The organism is Jatrophihabitans sp. (assembly GCF_036389215.1).
GTDB lineage: Bacteria > Actinomycetota > Actinomycetes > Mycobacteriales > Jatrophihabitantaceae > Jatrophihabitans_A.
This window is the reverse complement of record NZ_DASVQG010000006.1, coordinates 1-15285: the sequence shown is the minus strand read 5'-3', so window position 1 is coordinate 15285 and position 15285 is coordinate 1. Positions and strand designations below refer to the sequence as shown.

The 15285-nt window shown below is 69.8% G+C and carries 13 protein-coding genes and 1 tRNA gene; 9 read left to right on the top strand and 5 right to left on the bottom strand.

What is annotated here, in order from left to right:
* The coding region (locus VF542_RS00310; RefSeq protein WP_408649714.1) for an ACP S-malonyltransferase at positions 1-765 on the bottom strand (765 nt) is incomplete at its 3' end.
* Positions 766-914: 149 nt separating this feature from the next.
* Positions 915-2129, bottom strand: coding sequence for a PucR family transcriptional regulator (locus VF542_RS00305; RefSeq protein WP_408649713.1), 1215 nt, complete (start codon positions 2127-2129; stop codon positions 915-917).
* 24 nt (positions 2130-2153) lie between these two features.
* On the opposite strand from VF542_RS00305, the gene VF542_RS00300 reads away from it, so the two are divergent.
* From VF542_RS00300 to VF542_RS00280, 5 genes are all read left to right on the top strand, one after another.
* Positions 2154-2921, top strand: a complete 768-nt coding sequence (locus VF542_RS00300) for a pirin family protein (protein ID WP_408649712.1) — start codon at positions 2154-2156, stop codon at positions 2919-2921.
* Positions 2922-3071: 150 nt separating this feature from the next.
* The gene (locus VF542_RS00295) at positions 3072-3944 is read left to right on the top strand and encodes an NAD-dependent protein deacetylase (RefSeq protein WP_408649711.1); all 873 of its coding nucleotides are present in this window, start codon (positions 3072-3074) and stop codon (positions 3942-3944) included.
* Between the two features lie 61 nt (positions 3945-4005).
* Positions 4006-5304 (top strand): phenylacetate--CoA ligase PaaK, encoded by a 1299-nt coding sequence (paaK, locus tag VF542_RS00290; RefSeq protein WP_408649710.1) that lies wholly within the window; start codon positions 4006-4008, stop codon positions 5302-5304.
* A 76-nt stretch (positions 5305-5380) separates the two neighbouring features.
* Positions 5381-6331 (top strand): aldo/keto reductase, encoded by a 951-nt coding sequence (locus VF542_RS00285; RefSeq protein WP_408649709.1) that lies wholly within the window; start codon positions 5381-5383, stop codon positions 6329-6331.
* A gap of 115 nt (positions 6332-6446) precedes the next feature.
* A complete protein-coding gene (locus VF542_RS00280) occupies positions 6447-7703 on the top strand; it encodes an MFS transporter (RefSeq protein ID WP_408649708.1) in 1257 nt (418 codons plus the stop codon).
* Between the two features lie 81 nt (positions 7704-7784).
* On the opposite strand, the gene aceE is transcribed toward VF542_RS00280, so the two are convergent.
* Complete coding sequence (aceE, locus tag VF542_RS00275) at positions 7785-10544, bottom strand: pyruvate dehydrogenase (acetyl-transferring), homodimeric type (RefSeq protein WP_408649707.1); 2760 nt, start codon at positions 10542-10544, stop codon at positions 7785-7787.
* Positions 10545-10705: 161 nt separating this feature from the next.
* Here aceE and VF542_RS00270 point away from each other — a divergent pair, with 161 nt between their 5' ends.
* Together VF542_RS00270 and VF542_RS00265 are read left to right on the top strand one after the other, a co-directional pair.
* Complete coding sequence (locus VF542_RS00270; RefSeq protein WP_408649706.1) at positions 10706-11164, top strand: DUF3052 domain-containing protein; 459 nt, start codon at positions 10706-10708, stop codon at positions 11162-11164.
* Positions 11161-11676, top strand: coding sequence for a peroxiredoxin (locus VF542_RS00265; protein ID WP_408649705.1), 516 nt, complete (start codon positions 11161-11163; stop codon positions 11674-11676). Before VF542_RS00270 ends, VF542_RS00265 begins: the two co-directional genes overlap by 4 nt.
* Positions 11677-11883: 207 nt before the next feature.
* On the opposite strand, the gene VF542_RS00260 is transcribed toward VF542_RS00265, so the two are convergent.
* Both VF542_RS00260 and VF542_RS00255 read right to left on the bottom strand, forming a co-directional pair.
* Positions 11884-12462, bottom strand: coding sequence for a beta-class carbonic anhydrase (locus tag VF542_RS00260; RefSeq protein ID WP_408649704.1), 579 nt, complete (start codon positions 12460-12462; stop codon positions 11884-11886).
* A gap of 148 nt (positions 12463-12610) precedes the next feature.
* Complete coding sequence (locus VF542_RS00255; RefSeq protein ID WP_408649703.1) at positions 12611-13471, bottom strand: SURF1 family protein; 861 nt, start codon at positions 13469-13471, stop codon at positions 12611-12613.
* A gap of 131 nt (positions 13472-13602) precedes the next feature.
* Here VF542_RS00255 and VF542_RS00250 point away from each other — a divergent pair.
* Both VF542_RS00250 and VF542_RS00245 read left to right on the top strand, forming a co-directional pair.
* Positions 13603-13674: transfer RNA gene (locus tag VF542_RS00250), tRNA-Val, on the top strand.
* Between the two features lie 412 nt (positions 13675-14086).
* Positions 14087-15271, top strand: a complete 1185-nt coding sequence (locus tag VF542_RS00245; RefSeq protein WP_408649702.1) for an acyl-CoA dehydrogenase family protein — start codon at positions 14087-14089, stop codon at positions 15269-15271.
* Positions 15272-15285: the final 14 nt, after the last annotated feature.

The window sequence follows — 15285 nt, the reverse complement described above, 5'->3', positions numbered from 1 at the left end:
GGTGACCTGCCCGACCAGCCGGTCGAGCACGGTGGGACCGTCGCCGACCACGGCTCCGTCGGCGTTGGACAGCAGGGTCAGGGTCGGATCGGCCGGCGTCAGCTGGGCCGCCACGGTGCGCAGGCTCTGCTCCGCCGGGCTCATGTAGCTGGTGTGGAACGCCCCGGCGACCTGCAACGGCCGGACCCGGCTGCCCGGTGGGGGGTTCTCGGTGAGCGCCGCGATCGCCTCGAGCGAGCCGGCGGCCACGATCTGACCGGCCCCGTTCCGGTTGGCGGGTGTCAGGCCGGCACTGAGAACGGCGGCCAGCACCTCGTCCTGGTCGCCACCGACAACGGCGACCATCGAGGTGGGGGTAGCCGCGCAGGCCGCGGCCATCTCCGAGCCCCGGCGAGTCGCGAACGAGATGGCGTCCGCCGGGGTGAGAACGCCGGCCACGGCGGCCGCGGTGACCTCGCCGACGCTGTGACCGGCCAGTACCAGTTGGCTGCCAATCGCTCCGGTCCCGGCTCGCTGACGGTCCTCGCTCATCCGGCCGAGCCCTAGTTGGCCGGCGGTGATGAGGCCCATCGCGACGATCAACGGCTGGGTGATGGCCGAATCCCTGATCTCGTCGGCATCGGCGGTGGTCCCGAGCCTCGCGAGGTCCAGGCCGGACAGCTCGGAGAAGCCGGCGACCTGCTCGGGCACGCCGTCCAGTTCCAGCCAGGGCGCGAGCATGCCCGGGGACTGGGCACCCTGGCCCGGAGCGAGTACGGAGATCACACTCTTACAGTGCCCTGTCTGCAGCCCTTATGGCGATCCCGACGCGCACAGTGTTCCAGCAGCTATTTTAGAGGTTAGCTACAAGCACCGATCTTGAGAACCGTAATGTAAGCGGTTGCAATGCAGCGGTTCCACCAAGGAGCGGCAGTCTATCCCCCAGTTGGTTGGCCCGTCGCCAGGCTCGCCGGGCGCCCGCTGCCCGGGGCGTTGAGCCGGCCCAGCACCAGTGCCAGCTGGATGGTGAAGGCGCCCCGGGCATCGGTCGGCGCGTGCCCGCACAGCTCAGCGGCGCGCCGCAACCGGTACCGCACCGTGTTGGTGTGCACGAACAGTGCCCGCGCGGTCGTCTCCAGGGCGCGGCCGCCGTCCAGGTAGCTCACCACCGTCTCCAGCAGCACATTGCCGGCCTCGACCAGCGGCTGGTACACGGTCTCGATCAACTCGCGCTGGGCACCCAGGTCACCGGCGATGGTGCGCTCGGGCAGCAGATCCTCGGCAGAGATCGGACGCGGCGCTCCCGGCCAGCCCGCCACCGCGCGCAGTCCGCTCAGGGCCGCCGCGGTGACCTCGGCGGCGCCGTCGATCCGCGGGGCCGAGCCGCCCACCACCACCGGTGCGTCGTCGAATTCCTCCAGCATCGCCTTGGCGGCCTCGATCGGATCGGTGATGCCTCCGAGGATCACCACCAGCCGGCCGCCGTGCACCCCGGCCAGCACGTCGAAGCCTGCCCGGCGCGCGGTCCGGTGCACCGAATCCAGGGCCTGGGTGGGGTCCAGGTCGTTGCGCGCCCCGCCGACCACGGTGGTGACTGCTCCCTCGGCACGCCAGCCGAGCGCGGCCAGCTGGCTGACCGGGGAGCCTTCTTCGTTGGGCCCGACGCCACGGACCAGGCCGTCGATCACCAGCGCTTCCAGCCGGGCGTCCCAGCGGCCCCGGGTTTCGGCCGCGCCGGCATAGGCCCGGGCCGCCGCGAACGCGATCTCGCGGGAGAACCGCAACATCGCGTCGGCGACCTCCTGCTCCTCACCAGGGCCGGCCAGTGACGGAACGGCCTCCTCGACCACGGCGATGGTCTGGCGCACCAGCTCGACGGTGTGCTGCAGGGACACCCGGCGGGTCAGCTCCCGGGGCGCGATGCTGAACACCTCGCCGGTCAGCCGCACCACCTGATGGGGGGAGCGGAGCCACTCGACGAACGAGGCGATGCCGGCCTGGGCCACCAGCGTCACCCAGGACCGCTGGTCGGCGGGCAGCCGGCGGAACCAGGCGAGCTGCTCGTCCATCCGGGCCAGGCTGCGGGTGGCCAGCGCTCCGGAGGACTGCTCGATCCGGTTGATGGTCTCCTCGGTCAAGGTGCCGTGCACGCCGCCGAGCCTAGTGTGGGTGAGGTGAGCACGTTCGAACTACGCCGTGGTTCCGGCCGGGCGCGTACCCGCACCGAGTGGCTGGATTCCCGGCACTCCTTCGCCTTCGGCGCGCACTACGACCCCGACAACACCCATTTCGGCGTGCTGCTGGCTCACAACGAAGACCTCCTGCAACCCGGTCCGGGCTATCCGGTGCACGCTCACCGCAACGTCGAGATCCTCACCTGGGTGGCCGCCGGCTCGCTCACGCACCGGGATTCGGCAGGTGTCGACACGGTGACCTCGGCCGGGCAGTTGCAGCACCTCAGCGCCGGCAGCGGCATCCGGCACACCGAATTCAGCTCGGCCGCTGACCAGCCGGTGCGCCTGGTGCAGATGTGGCTGAGCCCGGACACGGTCGACGCCGAACCGATCTGCCAACACCTGGATGCCACCAGCCGGCTCCGGCCGGGGGAGCTGGTGGCACTGGCGTCGGGGCAGGATCGGCCTGGCACGCTGCGGATCCGGCAGCGGCAGGCCACGCTGTCGGCGGCCCGGCTGGCTGCCGGCGATGCCATCGCGCTACCGGTAGCCCCGCTGGTGCACCTGTTCGTGGTGGACGGCTCGGTGCGGCTGACCGGCGACACGCTGGGAGCCGGCGATGTGCAGCAGTCCGGGGACGCGCTCGGGGCCGGCGAGGTGCTGCGGACCGGCGACGCGCTGCGGACGGCTGGTGCCGGCGAGGGGCAGCTGGTGGCTGTCGAGCCGGCTGAGCTGCTGGTCTGGGACTTCGGGGTGCCGGTCGGCTAGTGGGAGTCGTCGTCGCTCATGGCGTCGGACACGGTCAGCCATAACAAACTCCAACGGAACCTCACGTGACGCGCAGGCACCCAGGCCGAGCCGTCGGTGGGGTCCGAACACACCGACGCGCCGGCTTCGGCGTCGTACTGTCGGAGAGTGATGTCCGATCCCGCAGACCCGGCAGAGCGGCTGGCCGCCCTGGTCGCCCGCGGCGGTGTGCTGGTGCTCTCGGGGGCAGGGCTGTCCACCGAGTCGGGGATCCCGGACTACCGCGGGCCGACCGGACGGCTGCACCCCGCTACTCCGATGACGTTCCAGGAGTTCACCGGCAGCCCGGCGGCACGGCAGCGGTACTGGGCACGCAGCCATCGCGGCTGGCAGCGGATCGAGCAGGCCCAGCCCAACGGCGGTCACGAGGCGGTCGCCCGGCTGCAGCGGGCCGGCCTGCTGGGCGGGATCATCACCCAGAACGTGGACGGGCTGCACCAGGCTGCCGGCGCCCGTGGGGTGATCGAGCTGCACGGCGGCCTGAACCGGGTGATCTGCTTGTGCTGCCGGGCGATCAGCGATCGCGACGAGCTCGACGAGCGGCTGGTGGCCGCCAACCCGCGCGCCCGCGAGGCGTTGAGCACCGGGCCGATCAAGCCGGACGGGGACGTCGAACTGGCCGAGCCCGAGATCGCCGACTTCCAGGTGGTGGACTGCCTGGACTGCGGCGCCGGTCCGCTCAAGCCCGATGTGGTGTTCTTCGGCGAGAACGTGCCGCCGGAGCGGGTTGCTGCCTGCTACGCCCTGGTCGAGGCCAGCCGGCTGCTGCTGGTGCTGGGCTCGTCCCTGACGGTGGCCTCCGGTTTCCGGTTCGTCCGGCGCGCGGCCGCCCGGGGCATCCCGGTGGCGATCCTCAACCAGGGCGCCACCCGCGGCGACCCGCTGGCCGACGTGCGGCTAGACGGGCCGCTCGGGCAGCTGTTGCCGAGGCTGGCCGCTCACGCCATCGGGCAGCCGGCACGTGGAGCGCTCCGGGCGGGATAACGCGATCGCCGGCTGGCGGATAGGGTGCGCCGGTAACGCAGCCGGCGGGAGGGGCGGGTCGATGGAGCTGTCGCGGCTGGATGACGTGGAAGCCTTCGGGGAGCTGGCAGCCGTCGACCTCGACGAGCTTCGCCAGCTGCAGCTACACCGGCTGAGGTGGTCGTTGCGGCATGCCTATGACAACGTCGGCCACTACCGGGCCGCGTTCGAGGCGGCCGGGGTGCATCCGCACGATCTGGCCTCGCTGGCTGACCTGGCCCGATTCCCCCTGACCAGCAAGGAAGAACTGCGGCAGAACTACCCGTTCGGGATGTTCGCGGTGCCCCGTGAGCAGGTGGCGCGGGTGCATGCTTCCTCGGGCACCACCGGCAAGCCGACGGTCGTGGGCTACACCGCCGAGGATCTCCGGACCTGGGCGTCGGTGATGGCGCGCTCGATCTACGCCGCGGGTGGCAGGCCGGGCGACATCGTGCACGTGGCCTACGGCTACGGCCTGTTCACCGGTGGGCTGGGCGCCCACTACGGTGCCGAGAGGCTCGGCTGCACGGTCGTCCCGGTCTCCGGTGGCATGACCGCGCGGCAGGTCCAGCTGATCACCGACTTCCAGCCCCGGATCATCATGGTGACCCCGTCCTACTTCCTGTCGATCCTGGACGAGATGGCCCGCCAAGGCATCGAGCCCGCCGAATCGTCCTTGCGGACAGGCATCTTCGGTGCCGAGCCGTGGACCGAGGCGATGCGGGCGGAGATGCAGCAGCGGGCCCGGCTGGCGGCGCTCGACATCTACGGGCTGAGCGAGGTGATCGGTCCGGGGATCGGCCAGGAGGCAGCGGGGCACCCCGGCAGCCTGCAGGTATGGGAGGACCACTTCTACCCCGAGGTGATCGACCCGCAGACCGGTCAGGTGCTGCCCGAGGGCGAGATCGGTGAGCTGGTGCTGACCTCGCTCACCAAGCAGGCGATGCCGGTGGTGCGCTACCGGACCCGGGACCTGACCAGGTTGCTGCCGGGCAGCGCCTACCCGGCCTTCCGCAGCATCGAGAAGATCACCGGCCGCACCGACGACATGATGATCATCCGGGGGGTCAACGTCTTCCCGACCCAGATCGAGGAGTTGCTGCTGGCGGTACCGGGGCTGTCCCCGCACTTCGAGTGCGTGCTGAGCCGGCCCGACCGGCTGGACGAGCTGAGCGTGCGGGTCGAGTCACGCGAGCCCGAGGCCGACACCGGTGCCTTGGCCGGCGAGCTGGGGAACCTGATCAAGGAGCGGATCGGGGTCACGGTCAGCGTCGAGGTGCTGGCGCCGGAGTCGATCCCGCGCTCGCAGGGCAAGGCCGTCCGGGTGCTTGACCGGCGTTGACCCGCTTGACCGGCGCCGGCTGATGAATTAGGTAATGCGTGGCGCCATTCCACCGGCGCAGATCGGAGACAGCACGATGGATCGGATCCGGCTCGGCGACCTCGAGGTCTCCCGTCAGGGCTTGGGTTGCATGGGCATGAGCGAGTGGTACGGGGCGGCGGACTGGGACACCTCGATCGCCACCGTCCGCCGCGCGCTGGAGCTGGGGGTCACCTTTCTCGACACAGCTGACGTCTACGGCGCCGGGCACAACGAGGTGCTGGTCGGGCGGGCCATCGCCGGCCGGCGCGAGCAGGTGCAGCTGGCCACCAAGTTCGGCATCGACCGGTCCGGCGGCGACCAGGCCCGGGTGATCCGTGGCGAGGCCGGCTACGTCAAGCGGGCGTGCGAGTCCTCGCTGCTGCGCCTCGGGGTGGAGGTCATCGACCTGTACTACCTGCACCGGCCGCCGGAGACCGCCGAGATCGAGGAGACGGTGGGTGCGATGGCCGAGCTGGTCGCCGAGGGCAAGGTGCGCTACCTGGGGCTCTCCGAGGTGGACGAGCGGTTGCTGCGCCGAGCCCATGCGGTGCACCCGATCACGGCGGTGCAGAGCGAGTTCTCGCTGTGGACCCGCGACGTCGAGGCGGTGACACCGGCCATGGTGGAGCTGGGCATCGGGCTGGTGCCTTATTCACCCTTGGGCCGGGGCTTCCTGACCGGCACCGTGGATCCGAGCCGGCTGGACGACAAGGACTTCCGGCGCTTCAACCCCCGGTTCCGGGACGAGGCCGGCCAGGCCAACCTGGCGATCGTGGCGGCGGTCCGAGCGGTGGCGCAGCGGCATGCGGTGTCCCCGGCCCAGATCGCGTTGGCGTGGGTGCACGCGCAGTCCGACCGGCTCGGCGTGCCGGTGGTGCCCATCCCGGGAACCAAGCGGGTGCGGTGGCTGGAGCAGAACGTGGCCGCGCTGGACGTCCAGCTGACCGAGGAGGACCTGGCGGAGCTGAACCCGCTGGGCACCCAGGTGGTCGGCGCCCGCTACTAGCGGTGCGGCCGCCGCGGTCGGGCGGTTAGGCGGTCGGACCGGTTAGGCGTCGGAGCCATTCGGATGCCTGCCGCCTCGGCTCCGGTGCCCCGAACGAGGGTGGTATACATCCGTGATGGCGGGTGTCGCGCACAACGCGGACCTGCGCAGCTCCCCCGGTTTCCGGCCATTCTGGGCCGCGGCCACTGTCTCGGCGTTCGGTACCTACGTCACGACGCTGGCTGTGCAGGTGCTCGTCGTACTCACCTTGGGCGGCGGGGCAGCCGAGGTGGGTCTGGTCAGTGCGGCACGGTGGTTGCCCTACCTGCTGTTCGGTGTTTTCGCCGGCGTGTTCGTTGATCGGGCACGTCGCCGGCCGGTATTGGTGACCACGGACTTCGTGCGCGGCATCCTGCTCGTCGCGATCCCGGCCCTGGCGACCGTCCATCACCTGTCACTTGTCGTCCTGGTGGCGTTCATGATCGTGTTCGGGTTGGCGTCGCTGGCCAATGACGCCGCTTCGCAGTCGTTCCTCCCGCGCCTCGTGCCCCCGGGACTCCTCACCCGCGCCAACGCCAGGCTCGACCAGAGCGACGCCGTTGCACAGACCTCCGGCCCGGCGCTTGCCGGCGGACTGATCTCGCTGCTGAGCGCGCCATGGGCAGTCCTGGTCGACGCGGCCAGCTACTTCGCCTCCGGCCTGCTAGTGATGCGCGTACCGGTTACCGAGCCGCCTTCGCGGCGGTTCTCGCTACGCGGGGTCCGCGGTGAAGCGGTCGACGGGCTTCGCTGGGTCTACCGCCACCCCACGCTCGGCCCGTACGTGCTGAGCACGCATGGCTGGTTCGTGTTCAACGCGATCGCCAGCGCGACGCTGCCGCTGTTCGCGCTCCGGACGATGGGCCTGAGCCCGTTCGGGTTAGGTCTGGCGCTTGCGGCCGGGGGTGTCGGGGGGTTGCTCGGCGCGCTGAGTGCCGCGGCTCTCGGCGCGCGGTTCGGTGCCGGGCGCATCGTCATCGCGAGCATTGCCGGCAACGGGATGGCGTGGGCGGTGATAGCCGCAGCCGGGCACGGCTGGAGCGGCTGGGTCGTCTTCGGCGTCGGGGAGTTCCTGCTCGGGCTGACGATGGGCACCGCCAACTCGAACGAGATGGGCTACCTGCAGGCGATCACTCCCGACCACCTGCAGGGGCGCTCGAACGCCACCAGGCGGTCGGTCAATCGGGCGATGATCGTCATCGGAGCACCCCTGGGCGGCGTGCTGGCCGACGCGCTGGGCTACCGCCCGATGCTCTACGCGGCTGCCGTGGGCTTCGCTCTGGTGTCGGCCAGCCTGGCCATCAGTCCGTACCGGCACGCCCGCCTCGACGACCCAGCACCCGCGACCGGGTGAGCGCACCGGTGGTCGCGGTCAGTGGTCAGACGCAGCCGGCTGCATCTGACCGTCAAGCCTCGGCTGAGGTAGCTGGTCTGCTCAGGCGGCGCCTTCGGCGGACCCGGCGTTGGCAGCCGCGACGTCGGTGATCTTGTACTTCTCCAGAGCGTCGCGGGCCGCTTCGGGCTTGACCTCGCCGCGCTTGGCCAGCTGTGCCAGCACGTTCACCACGATCGACTCGGCGTCGATGTGGAAGAACCGGCGGGCCGCGCCACGGGTGTCGGCGAAACCGAAGCCGTCCGCGCCGAGCGAACTCCAGTCACGCCCGGCTGCCTGCACCCACTGGGCGATCTGGTCCGGCACGCCGCGCATGTAGTCCGACACCGCCATCACCGGCCCGCTGGTATCGGCCAGCTTGGAGTTGATGTACGGGGTCAGCGGCTCGGCGTCCGGGTGCAGGAAGTTGTGCTCGTCGGCCCTGAGGGCGTCGCGTCGCAGCTCGTTCCAGGACGTCACCGACCAGACGTCGACGTCCACGCCCCAGTCCTGGGCGAGCAGCTCCTGGGCCCGCAGCGCCCACGGCACCGCCACCCCGGAAGCGAGCACCTGGGCGCGCGGCCGGCCTGCTTCCCCGGCCGCGGCGGACACCTGGTGGATTCCCCGCAGGATGCCCTCGACGTCCACCCCGGCGGGCTCGGCCGGCTGCGGGATCGGCTCGTTGTAGATGGTGAAGTAGTAGAAGACGTCCTCACCGTGGGGATGCTCCGGTGACGAGCCGTACATCCTGCGCAGACCCGCCTCGACGATGTGGGCGATCTCGTAGGCATAGGCGGGGTCGTAGGCCACCACGGCCGGGTTGGTGGAGGCGATCAGCAGCGAGTGCCCGTCGGCGTGCTGCAGGCCCTCACCGGCCAGGGTGGTCCGGCCGGCCGTCGCGCCGAGGACGAAGCCCCGGCCGAGCTGGTCGGCGAACTGCCAGAACTGGTCACCGGTCCGCTGGAACCCGAACATCGAGTAGAAGATGTAGAACGGGATCATCGGCTGGCCGTGGGTGGCGTAGGCGGTGCCGGCCGCGATCAGCGACGCGGTGGAGCCGGCCTCGCTGATGCCCTCGTGCAGGATCTGGCCGAGGGTGGACTCCTTGTAGGACAGCAGCATGTCCCGGTCGACGGCGTCGTACTCCTGGCCGTGCGGGGAGTAGATCTTGGCCGTCGGGAAGATCGCGTCCAGGCCGAAGGTGCGGGCCTCGTCCGGGATGATCGGCACGAACCGCTTGCCGATCTCCTTGTCGCGCATCAGGTCCTTGAAGAGCCGCACCATGACCTGGGTGGTGGCGATGTTCTGCTTGCCCGACCCCTTCTTCAGGTCCGCGTAGGCGCTGGCCGCCGAGTCCGGCAGCACCAGCGGGCTGGACCGGTTGACCCGCTTGGGCAGCGAGCCGCCCAGGGCCTCCCGGCGCTCCTTCATGTACTGGATCTCGTCGGACTTCTCGCCGGGGTGGTAGTACGGCGGCAGGTCGGCTTCCAGCGCCTCGTCGGTGATCTCCAGGTGCAGCCGGTCCCGGAACGCCTTCAGGTCGTTCTTGTTGAGCTTCTTCATCTGGTGGGTGGCGTTGCGGCCCTCGAAGCTCTCCAGCGTCCAGCCCTTGATGGTGTGCGCCAGGATGACGGTCGGCTGGCCGACGTGGGCGCGGGCCGAGGCGAAGGCGGCGTACACCTTGCGGTAGTCGTGGCCGCCGCGGGAGAGCACCCGCAGCTGCTCGTCGGAGAGGTCCTCCACCATCTTGCGCAACCGCAGGTCGCCGCCGAAGAAGTTCTCCCGGATGTAGGCCCCGGACTCCACGGTGTAGGTCTGGAACTGGCCGTCCGGGGTGGTGTTCATCTTGTTCACCAGCACGCCGTCGCGATCGGCGGCCAGCAGCGGGTCCCAGTCCCGGCCCCAGATCACCTTGATGACGTTCCAGCCGGCGCCGCGGAAGTAGGACTCGAGCTCCTGGATGATCTTGCCGTTGCCACGCACCGGGCCGTCGAGGCGCTGCAGGTTGCAGTTGATCACGAAGGTGAGGTTGTCCAGCTCCTCGCGGGCGGCCACCCCGATGGCACCGAGGGACTCGACCTCGTCCATCTCGCCGTCGCCCAGGAATGCCCAGACGTGGGAGTTGGCGGTGTCGGCGATGCTCCGGGCTGCCAGGTAGCGGTTGAACCGGGCCTGATAGATCGCCCCGATCGGGCCCAGGCCCATCGAGACGGTCGGGAACTCCCAGAAATCGGGCATCAGGCGGGGGTGCGGGTAGGAGGACAGGCCGTAGGGCGCCTTGGACTTCTCCTGACGGAAGCCGTCCAGGTGCTCCTCGGTCAGGCGGCCCTCCAGGAAGGCGCGGGCATAGATGCCGGGCGCGGCGTGGCCCTGGAAGAAGATCTGGTCGCCGGTGCCACTGGCCAGGTCCTTGCCCCGGAAGAAGTGGTTGAAACCGACCTCGTAGAGCGAGGCTGCCGAGGCGTAGGTGGCGATGTGGCCGCCGACGCCCAGGTGCTTGTTGGCCCGGCTGACCATGATGGCGGCATTCCACCGGATGTAGGCCCGGATCCGGCGCTCGATGTGCTCATCGCCGGGAAACCAGGGCTCGCGCTCGGGTGGGATGGTGGTGATGTAGTCGGTGCTGCGCAGCGCCGGGACGCCGACCTGGCGTTCGCGGGCGCGTTCGAGCAGCCGGAGGAGCAGGAACCGGGCGCGCTGGCGGCCGTCATGGTCCACAGCGGCGTCGAAGGATTCGATCCACTCGCGGGTCTCGCCTGGATCGATATCGGGAAGCTGGCTGGGCAGACCATCGGTGATGATGCTGTAGCGATCACGAGTCACCTGACCAGTGTCCACCAACACGGGAGAACTTGTGACCTCCGATGTTTACCGATGGGTAGCCCCGGAGGGTTGCGTCGCTGCCGAAGTGTGGTTATCTACCGGGGCACGGTTACCAGCGATGAGGAGGCGCCTCACCGCTCAGGCACTTCTGGAGGCTGGCAGTGAGCACCACCCCCGGGACCGGGGAAAACACGACTGCATTGGTAGACCGGCTGGGCATCGAGCCAGGCATGGTTGTGCAGGAGTTGGGCTATGACGACGACGTCGACCAGGCTCTGCGCGAAGCGATCGAGGACCGCCTGAACGAGGACATGGTCGACGAAGACTCAGATGATGTGGTCGACGTCGTCTTGCTCTGGTTCCGGGAGGACGATGGTGACCTGGTGGACGCCCTCGTCGACGCGATTGCCCCGCTGGCCGACAACGGGGTGATCTGGCTGCTGACCCCCAAGCGGGGCCGGCCCGGGTACGTCGAACCCTCCGACATCTCCGAGGCGGCCCCGACTGCGGGCCTCTCGCAGACCTCCCTGCTGCCGCTGTCGGCCGGCTGGACCGGTGCCCGACTGGTCAGCAGGCGGGCCAAGGCCGGCGTCGAGCGGGGCAAGGGCGAGCGGCGATGAGCTTCCCGGCTGATCCGGTGTCGATCCCGGGTTTGACGCCCCTGCCGGTCGGCGTGGAGGCGCCCGACTTCACGCTGCGCGACCAGAACAACGAGGTCGTGACGCTGTCGTCGTTCCGGGGCACCAAGGCCGTGCTGCTGGTGTTCTACCCGTGGGCGTTCACCAGCATCTGCACCGGTGAGCTGGGCCAGATCCGCGACCGGATCGAGGAGTTCGCCAACGACGCCGTGCAGGTGCTGACGCTCAGCATCGACTCGTCGTTCGTGCACAAGATCTTCTCCCAGCGGGACGAGCTCAACTACCCGCTGCTGGCCGACTTCTGGCCGCACGGCGAGGTCGCCCAGGCGTACGGGGTGTTCAACAGCGACTCCGGGGTCTCCAACCGTGGGACGTTCCTGATCGACCGGGACGGCATCATCCGGTTCAGCGAGGCCAACGAGATCGGGGTCGGGCGGGATCCGCAGCGCTGGCTGGACGAGATCGCGGCGCTGACGTCCGGGGTGGCCGGCTAGCGCTTCACGGCTCGTCCTAGCGCTTCACGGCTCGTCCTAGCGCCTCACGGCTCGTCCTAGCGCCTCACGGGCTCGTCGAGGGCACGAGCCGGCCGGTCGTTGGCCGCGGAGCAGGGCCGGCACGCCGCGCGGGCCCTGCCAGGCGGCCAACGATCGTCAGGGTTTCAGCGCTGCTCCCGCGACTCGACGCGGGAGCGCCTCAGGCGGTCAGCGGGCCTTGCCGGCGATAGTGGCGTCCGGTACCTCGTTCAGCCGTCCGGTCCTGATGTCGTAGAGGTAGCCGTAGATCGAGATCTTTGCCGACACCAGCGGGTGATTGCGGATTCTCGTTACGTCACTGACCACGCTCAGGGCGCTGTCACTGATGGTGAGCCAGTTGATGTACTCGGCTTCAGTCGAGCCCGGACCGATGCCGACCTCGCGGAAGCCCCCGTCCTTGAACACGGTGGGCTCCAGGCTGTTGGTGAACATGTCGCGCATCTCCGCCTCCGTCACCAAGGCCATGCCACAGTCATCGTGCTGGATGACGAACCATTCCGTTGTTCCCAGCAGCTTGTGGGAGATGGCCAGCGACCGGATCGCGTCGTCGGTGGCCCGGCCGCCGGCGTTGCGGACGACGACCGCCTCGCCTTCGGCGAATCCCGCGAACTTGGGCGGGATGAGCCGGGCGTCCTGACAGGTCAGGATGGCGAAGCCCCGCTTCGCGGGCAGGGTGAGCTCGGAGTTCGCGCCGAAGTCAGCGGCGTAACGCTCGTTGGCCTGCAGGATCTCGTCGAGACTGGACATGGGTAACTCCTTGTTCGTGGTGTTCTCTGTGGTCTTTGCGGCGCGGCTGATACGCAGGCGCCACGGTGCGCGGGTTGGAAGTGCCAATTTAAAGGCGCAGGCGGGAAGGATCTCCCTCGCACGTGCTCTGGTGCGGTGCTGTGCCGGGTCAGGCGCGGCCGGCGAGCCGGTCGTCCAGCGACGCCTTCCTGCTCTTGGCCGGCCGGTCGCTCGTGGCCGGCCGGTCGCCGTCCTGCTCGGCTGCCAGGCCGGCCTCGGCCTGGTCGCGGCGGCGCTCGGCGGCCGCCATCACGAACGGCGCGCACAGCGCCAGGACGCCGAACAGGTACCACTGCACCACGTAGGCGGCGTGCTGCGGCTCGTCGGCGCCGCCCGCCGGGTTGGACAGGTCCGGGGCCGGCAGCGCGGTGAGGCCGGCTGTCCCCGGCTGGCCGGCCAACAGCTCGGCGTAGCCGTTCCACACGGGGGTTCCGATCCGGCTGGCCTGCTCGGCGATGTTGACGGTTTCCACCTGCCGGCCGGGCAGCCGGCCGAACCGGTCGGGCTTGCTGTCGGCAGGCTGCAGGCGGGCGGTCACGGTGACGGTTCCGGTGGGGCTGGCGGGTACCGGCGGGCTGGTCGCTGCCGCGCCGGTCTGCGCCACGAAGCCCCGGGCGATGAGAAGGACGCCGGTGCTCGTCTTGAGCGGGGTGAGCACCACGTAGCCGACATCGCCGTCGACGGTCTGGTTGCGCAGCAGCGTCTCGGAGGCGCTGAGGTACGTCCCGGTGGCGGTGACGTGGCGGAACTTCTGCGCGCCACCGGTCGAGGTCGGGGTGGCGGCGCTGCCCAGCACGCTGGCGACGTCGGCCGGCCGGTCGCGATCGTCCAGGCGCAGTTTGTGGTTGGTGTCGTGCTTCTGGTGGAACCGCGCCACCTGCCAACTGCCGGCCAGCCCGCAGATCGCGGCAAGCACCACCGCCAGGGCGAACAGGCCCAGGTAGCGCGGTTGCCGCAGCGTCGAAAGCACGTTCACGACAGTACGACGGCAGGCTGTGCGGCGGAGCCGGTACCCTGTGGACGGTTGTCGCTGGTTCTCGGCTGGGCGGCCCGGCCCGCTGGGTCGTGGCGGACGCCTGAGGTGTCGGCGGCGGGCCAAAGGGGCGCTTAGCTCAGCGGGAGAGCACTCGGTTTACACCCGAGCGGTCGACAGTTCGATCCTGTCAGCGCCCACCGACGCGATAGGTCGCAGACTTACTAGAAACATTCGGTACGTGAAACATTTTGGTACGTGCCCGGGAAGGAAGAACGGCACGACGCCGCGACTGTACGACGTCTGACAAACCCAGCGGCAGGTTCAGCGCGCCGATACGCCGGACGGCTCGTACGATGTGCCATGCCTATCGGCCACGGGTCCGTGTCCATAGGTGAACCGTGCTCATCCTGACGCCCGAGAGCGCGGCGCGCGTCGAGAGGAATCGGCTCTGGGGAGAGCATCTTCGGAGATGACGGGCCCACGTGCCCATGTGAAAGTTGTGCGGGCCGAGGAGATTCGGTGCTCGCTCGACACCCGGGTGTGAGCCAGGGCGCGAATCTCGCCCGGGACCGCCGCGTCCTGCCCCTACCATCAATACCAGGAGTTTAGATGACGATCATCGAGTCGCCGCCGCAGGTCGATCTCGTGCAACGGGCGACCGACCTCATCCCGCTGATCCGTAAGCACGCCGACTGGCAGGAGCAGAACCGGGTCCTGCATGACGAGGTCATCGCCGCCATGCAGGAGGCCGGCCTGCTGAAGATGAGGGTTCCCACCCGCTACGGCGGCAGTGTGCCGGACGTGCGCACCGTGGTCGACGTGATCGCCGAGCTCGGCCGTGGGGACGGCTCCGTCGGGTGGAGCGTCAGCACGATGACGATCGGTGCCTGGCTGGCCGGGCTGCTGCCGGACGAGGCGCAGGACGAGATCTTCGCCGACCCGGACGTGCGGTTCTGCGGCTCCGTCGGTCCGAACGGCGTCGCCGTTCCCACCGAGGGCGGCTACATCCTGAACGGCCGGTGGCACTTCAACACCGCGGCCCAGCAGGCCGATTGGGACACCCACTCGATCATGATCGACGACGGCGAGGGCAACCTGGTCCCGGGTCTGGCCGTCGTTCCGATGTCGGACCTGACGGTCATCGATGACTGGCACACCGTCGGCCTGCGCGCCACCGGCAGCGTGACGACCATCGCCCAGGACCTGTTCGTCCCCGCGGCGCGGGTCCTGCCGATGCTGCCGGTCCTGATGTTCGGCCAGCACGCCTCGAAGGAGAACGCCGCCTCCGACGCGTGGAAGGTCCCGTTCCTGCAGTTCGCGGTCGCGGCGGCCGCCGCGCCGGCGCTGGGCATGGCCCGTGCCGCGTGGGAGAGCTTCATGGAGCGGCTGCCGAGCCGGCAGATCACCTACACGAACTACGAGCGCCAGATCGACGCGCCGCTGACCCACCTCCAGGTGGCCGAGGCCCGCGTGAAGATCGACGAGGCCGAGTGGCACCTGCACCGCGCGGCCGACCGCCTGCAGTCCAAGGCCATCAGTGGCGAGCCCTGGACCCTGGAGGACCGGACCGCGGCGCGCATGGACGCGGCCGTGGTCTGCGAGCGGGCCAAGGAGGCCGTGGACATCCTCAACACCGCCAGCGGCGGCTCCTCGGTGTACTCCCACGTGCCGATGCAGCGGATCGAACGCGACGTCCAGACGATCAACCTGCACGGGGTCATGCACCCCAACACCAACGCCGAGACCTATGGACGGGTGCTCTGCGGCCTCGAGCCCAACACGCTCTTCCTCTAGGCACTAGGCACTAG

Bases quoted from the DNA above. Each gene is read 5' to 3' on its own strand.
- VF542_RS00295 (WP_408649711.1), top strand. From the start codon at position 3,072: ATGTCCGATCCCGCAGACCCGGCAGAGCGGCTGGCCGCCCTGGTCGCC.
- paaK (WP_408649710.1), top strand. From the start codon at position 4,006: ATGGAGCTGTCGCGGCTGGATGACGTGGAAGCCTTCGGGGAGCTGGCA.
- VF542_RS00285 (WP_408649709.1), top strand. From the start codon at position 5,381: ATGGATCGGATCCGGCTCGGCGACCTCGAGGTCTCCCGTCAGGGCTTG.
- VF542_RS00280 (WP_408649708.1), top strand. From the start codon at position 6,447: ATGGCGGGTGTCGCGCACAACGCGGACCTGCGCAGCTCCCCCGGTTTC.
- VF542_RS00265 (WP_408649705.1), top strand. From the start codon at position 11,161: ATGAGCTTCCCGGCTGATCCGGTGTCGATCCCGGGTTTGACGCCCCTG.
- VF542_RS00260 (WP_408649704.1), bottom strand. From the start codon at position 12,462: ATGTCCAGTCTCGACGAGATCCTGCAGGCCAACGAGCGTTACGCCGCT.
- VF542_RS00245 (WP_408649702.1), top strand. From the start codon at position 14,087: ATGACGATCATCGAGTCGCCGCCGCAGGTCGATCTCGTGCAACGGGCG.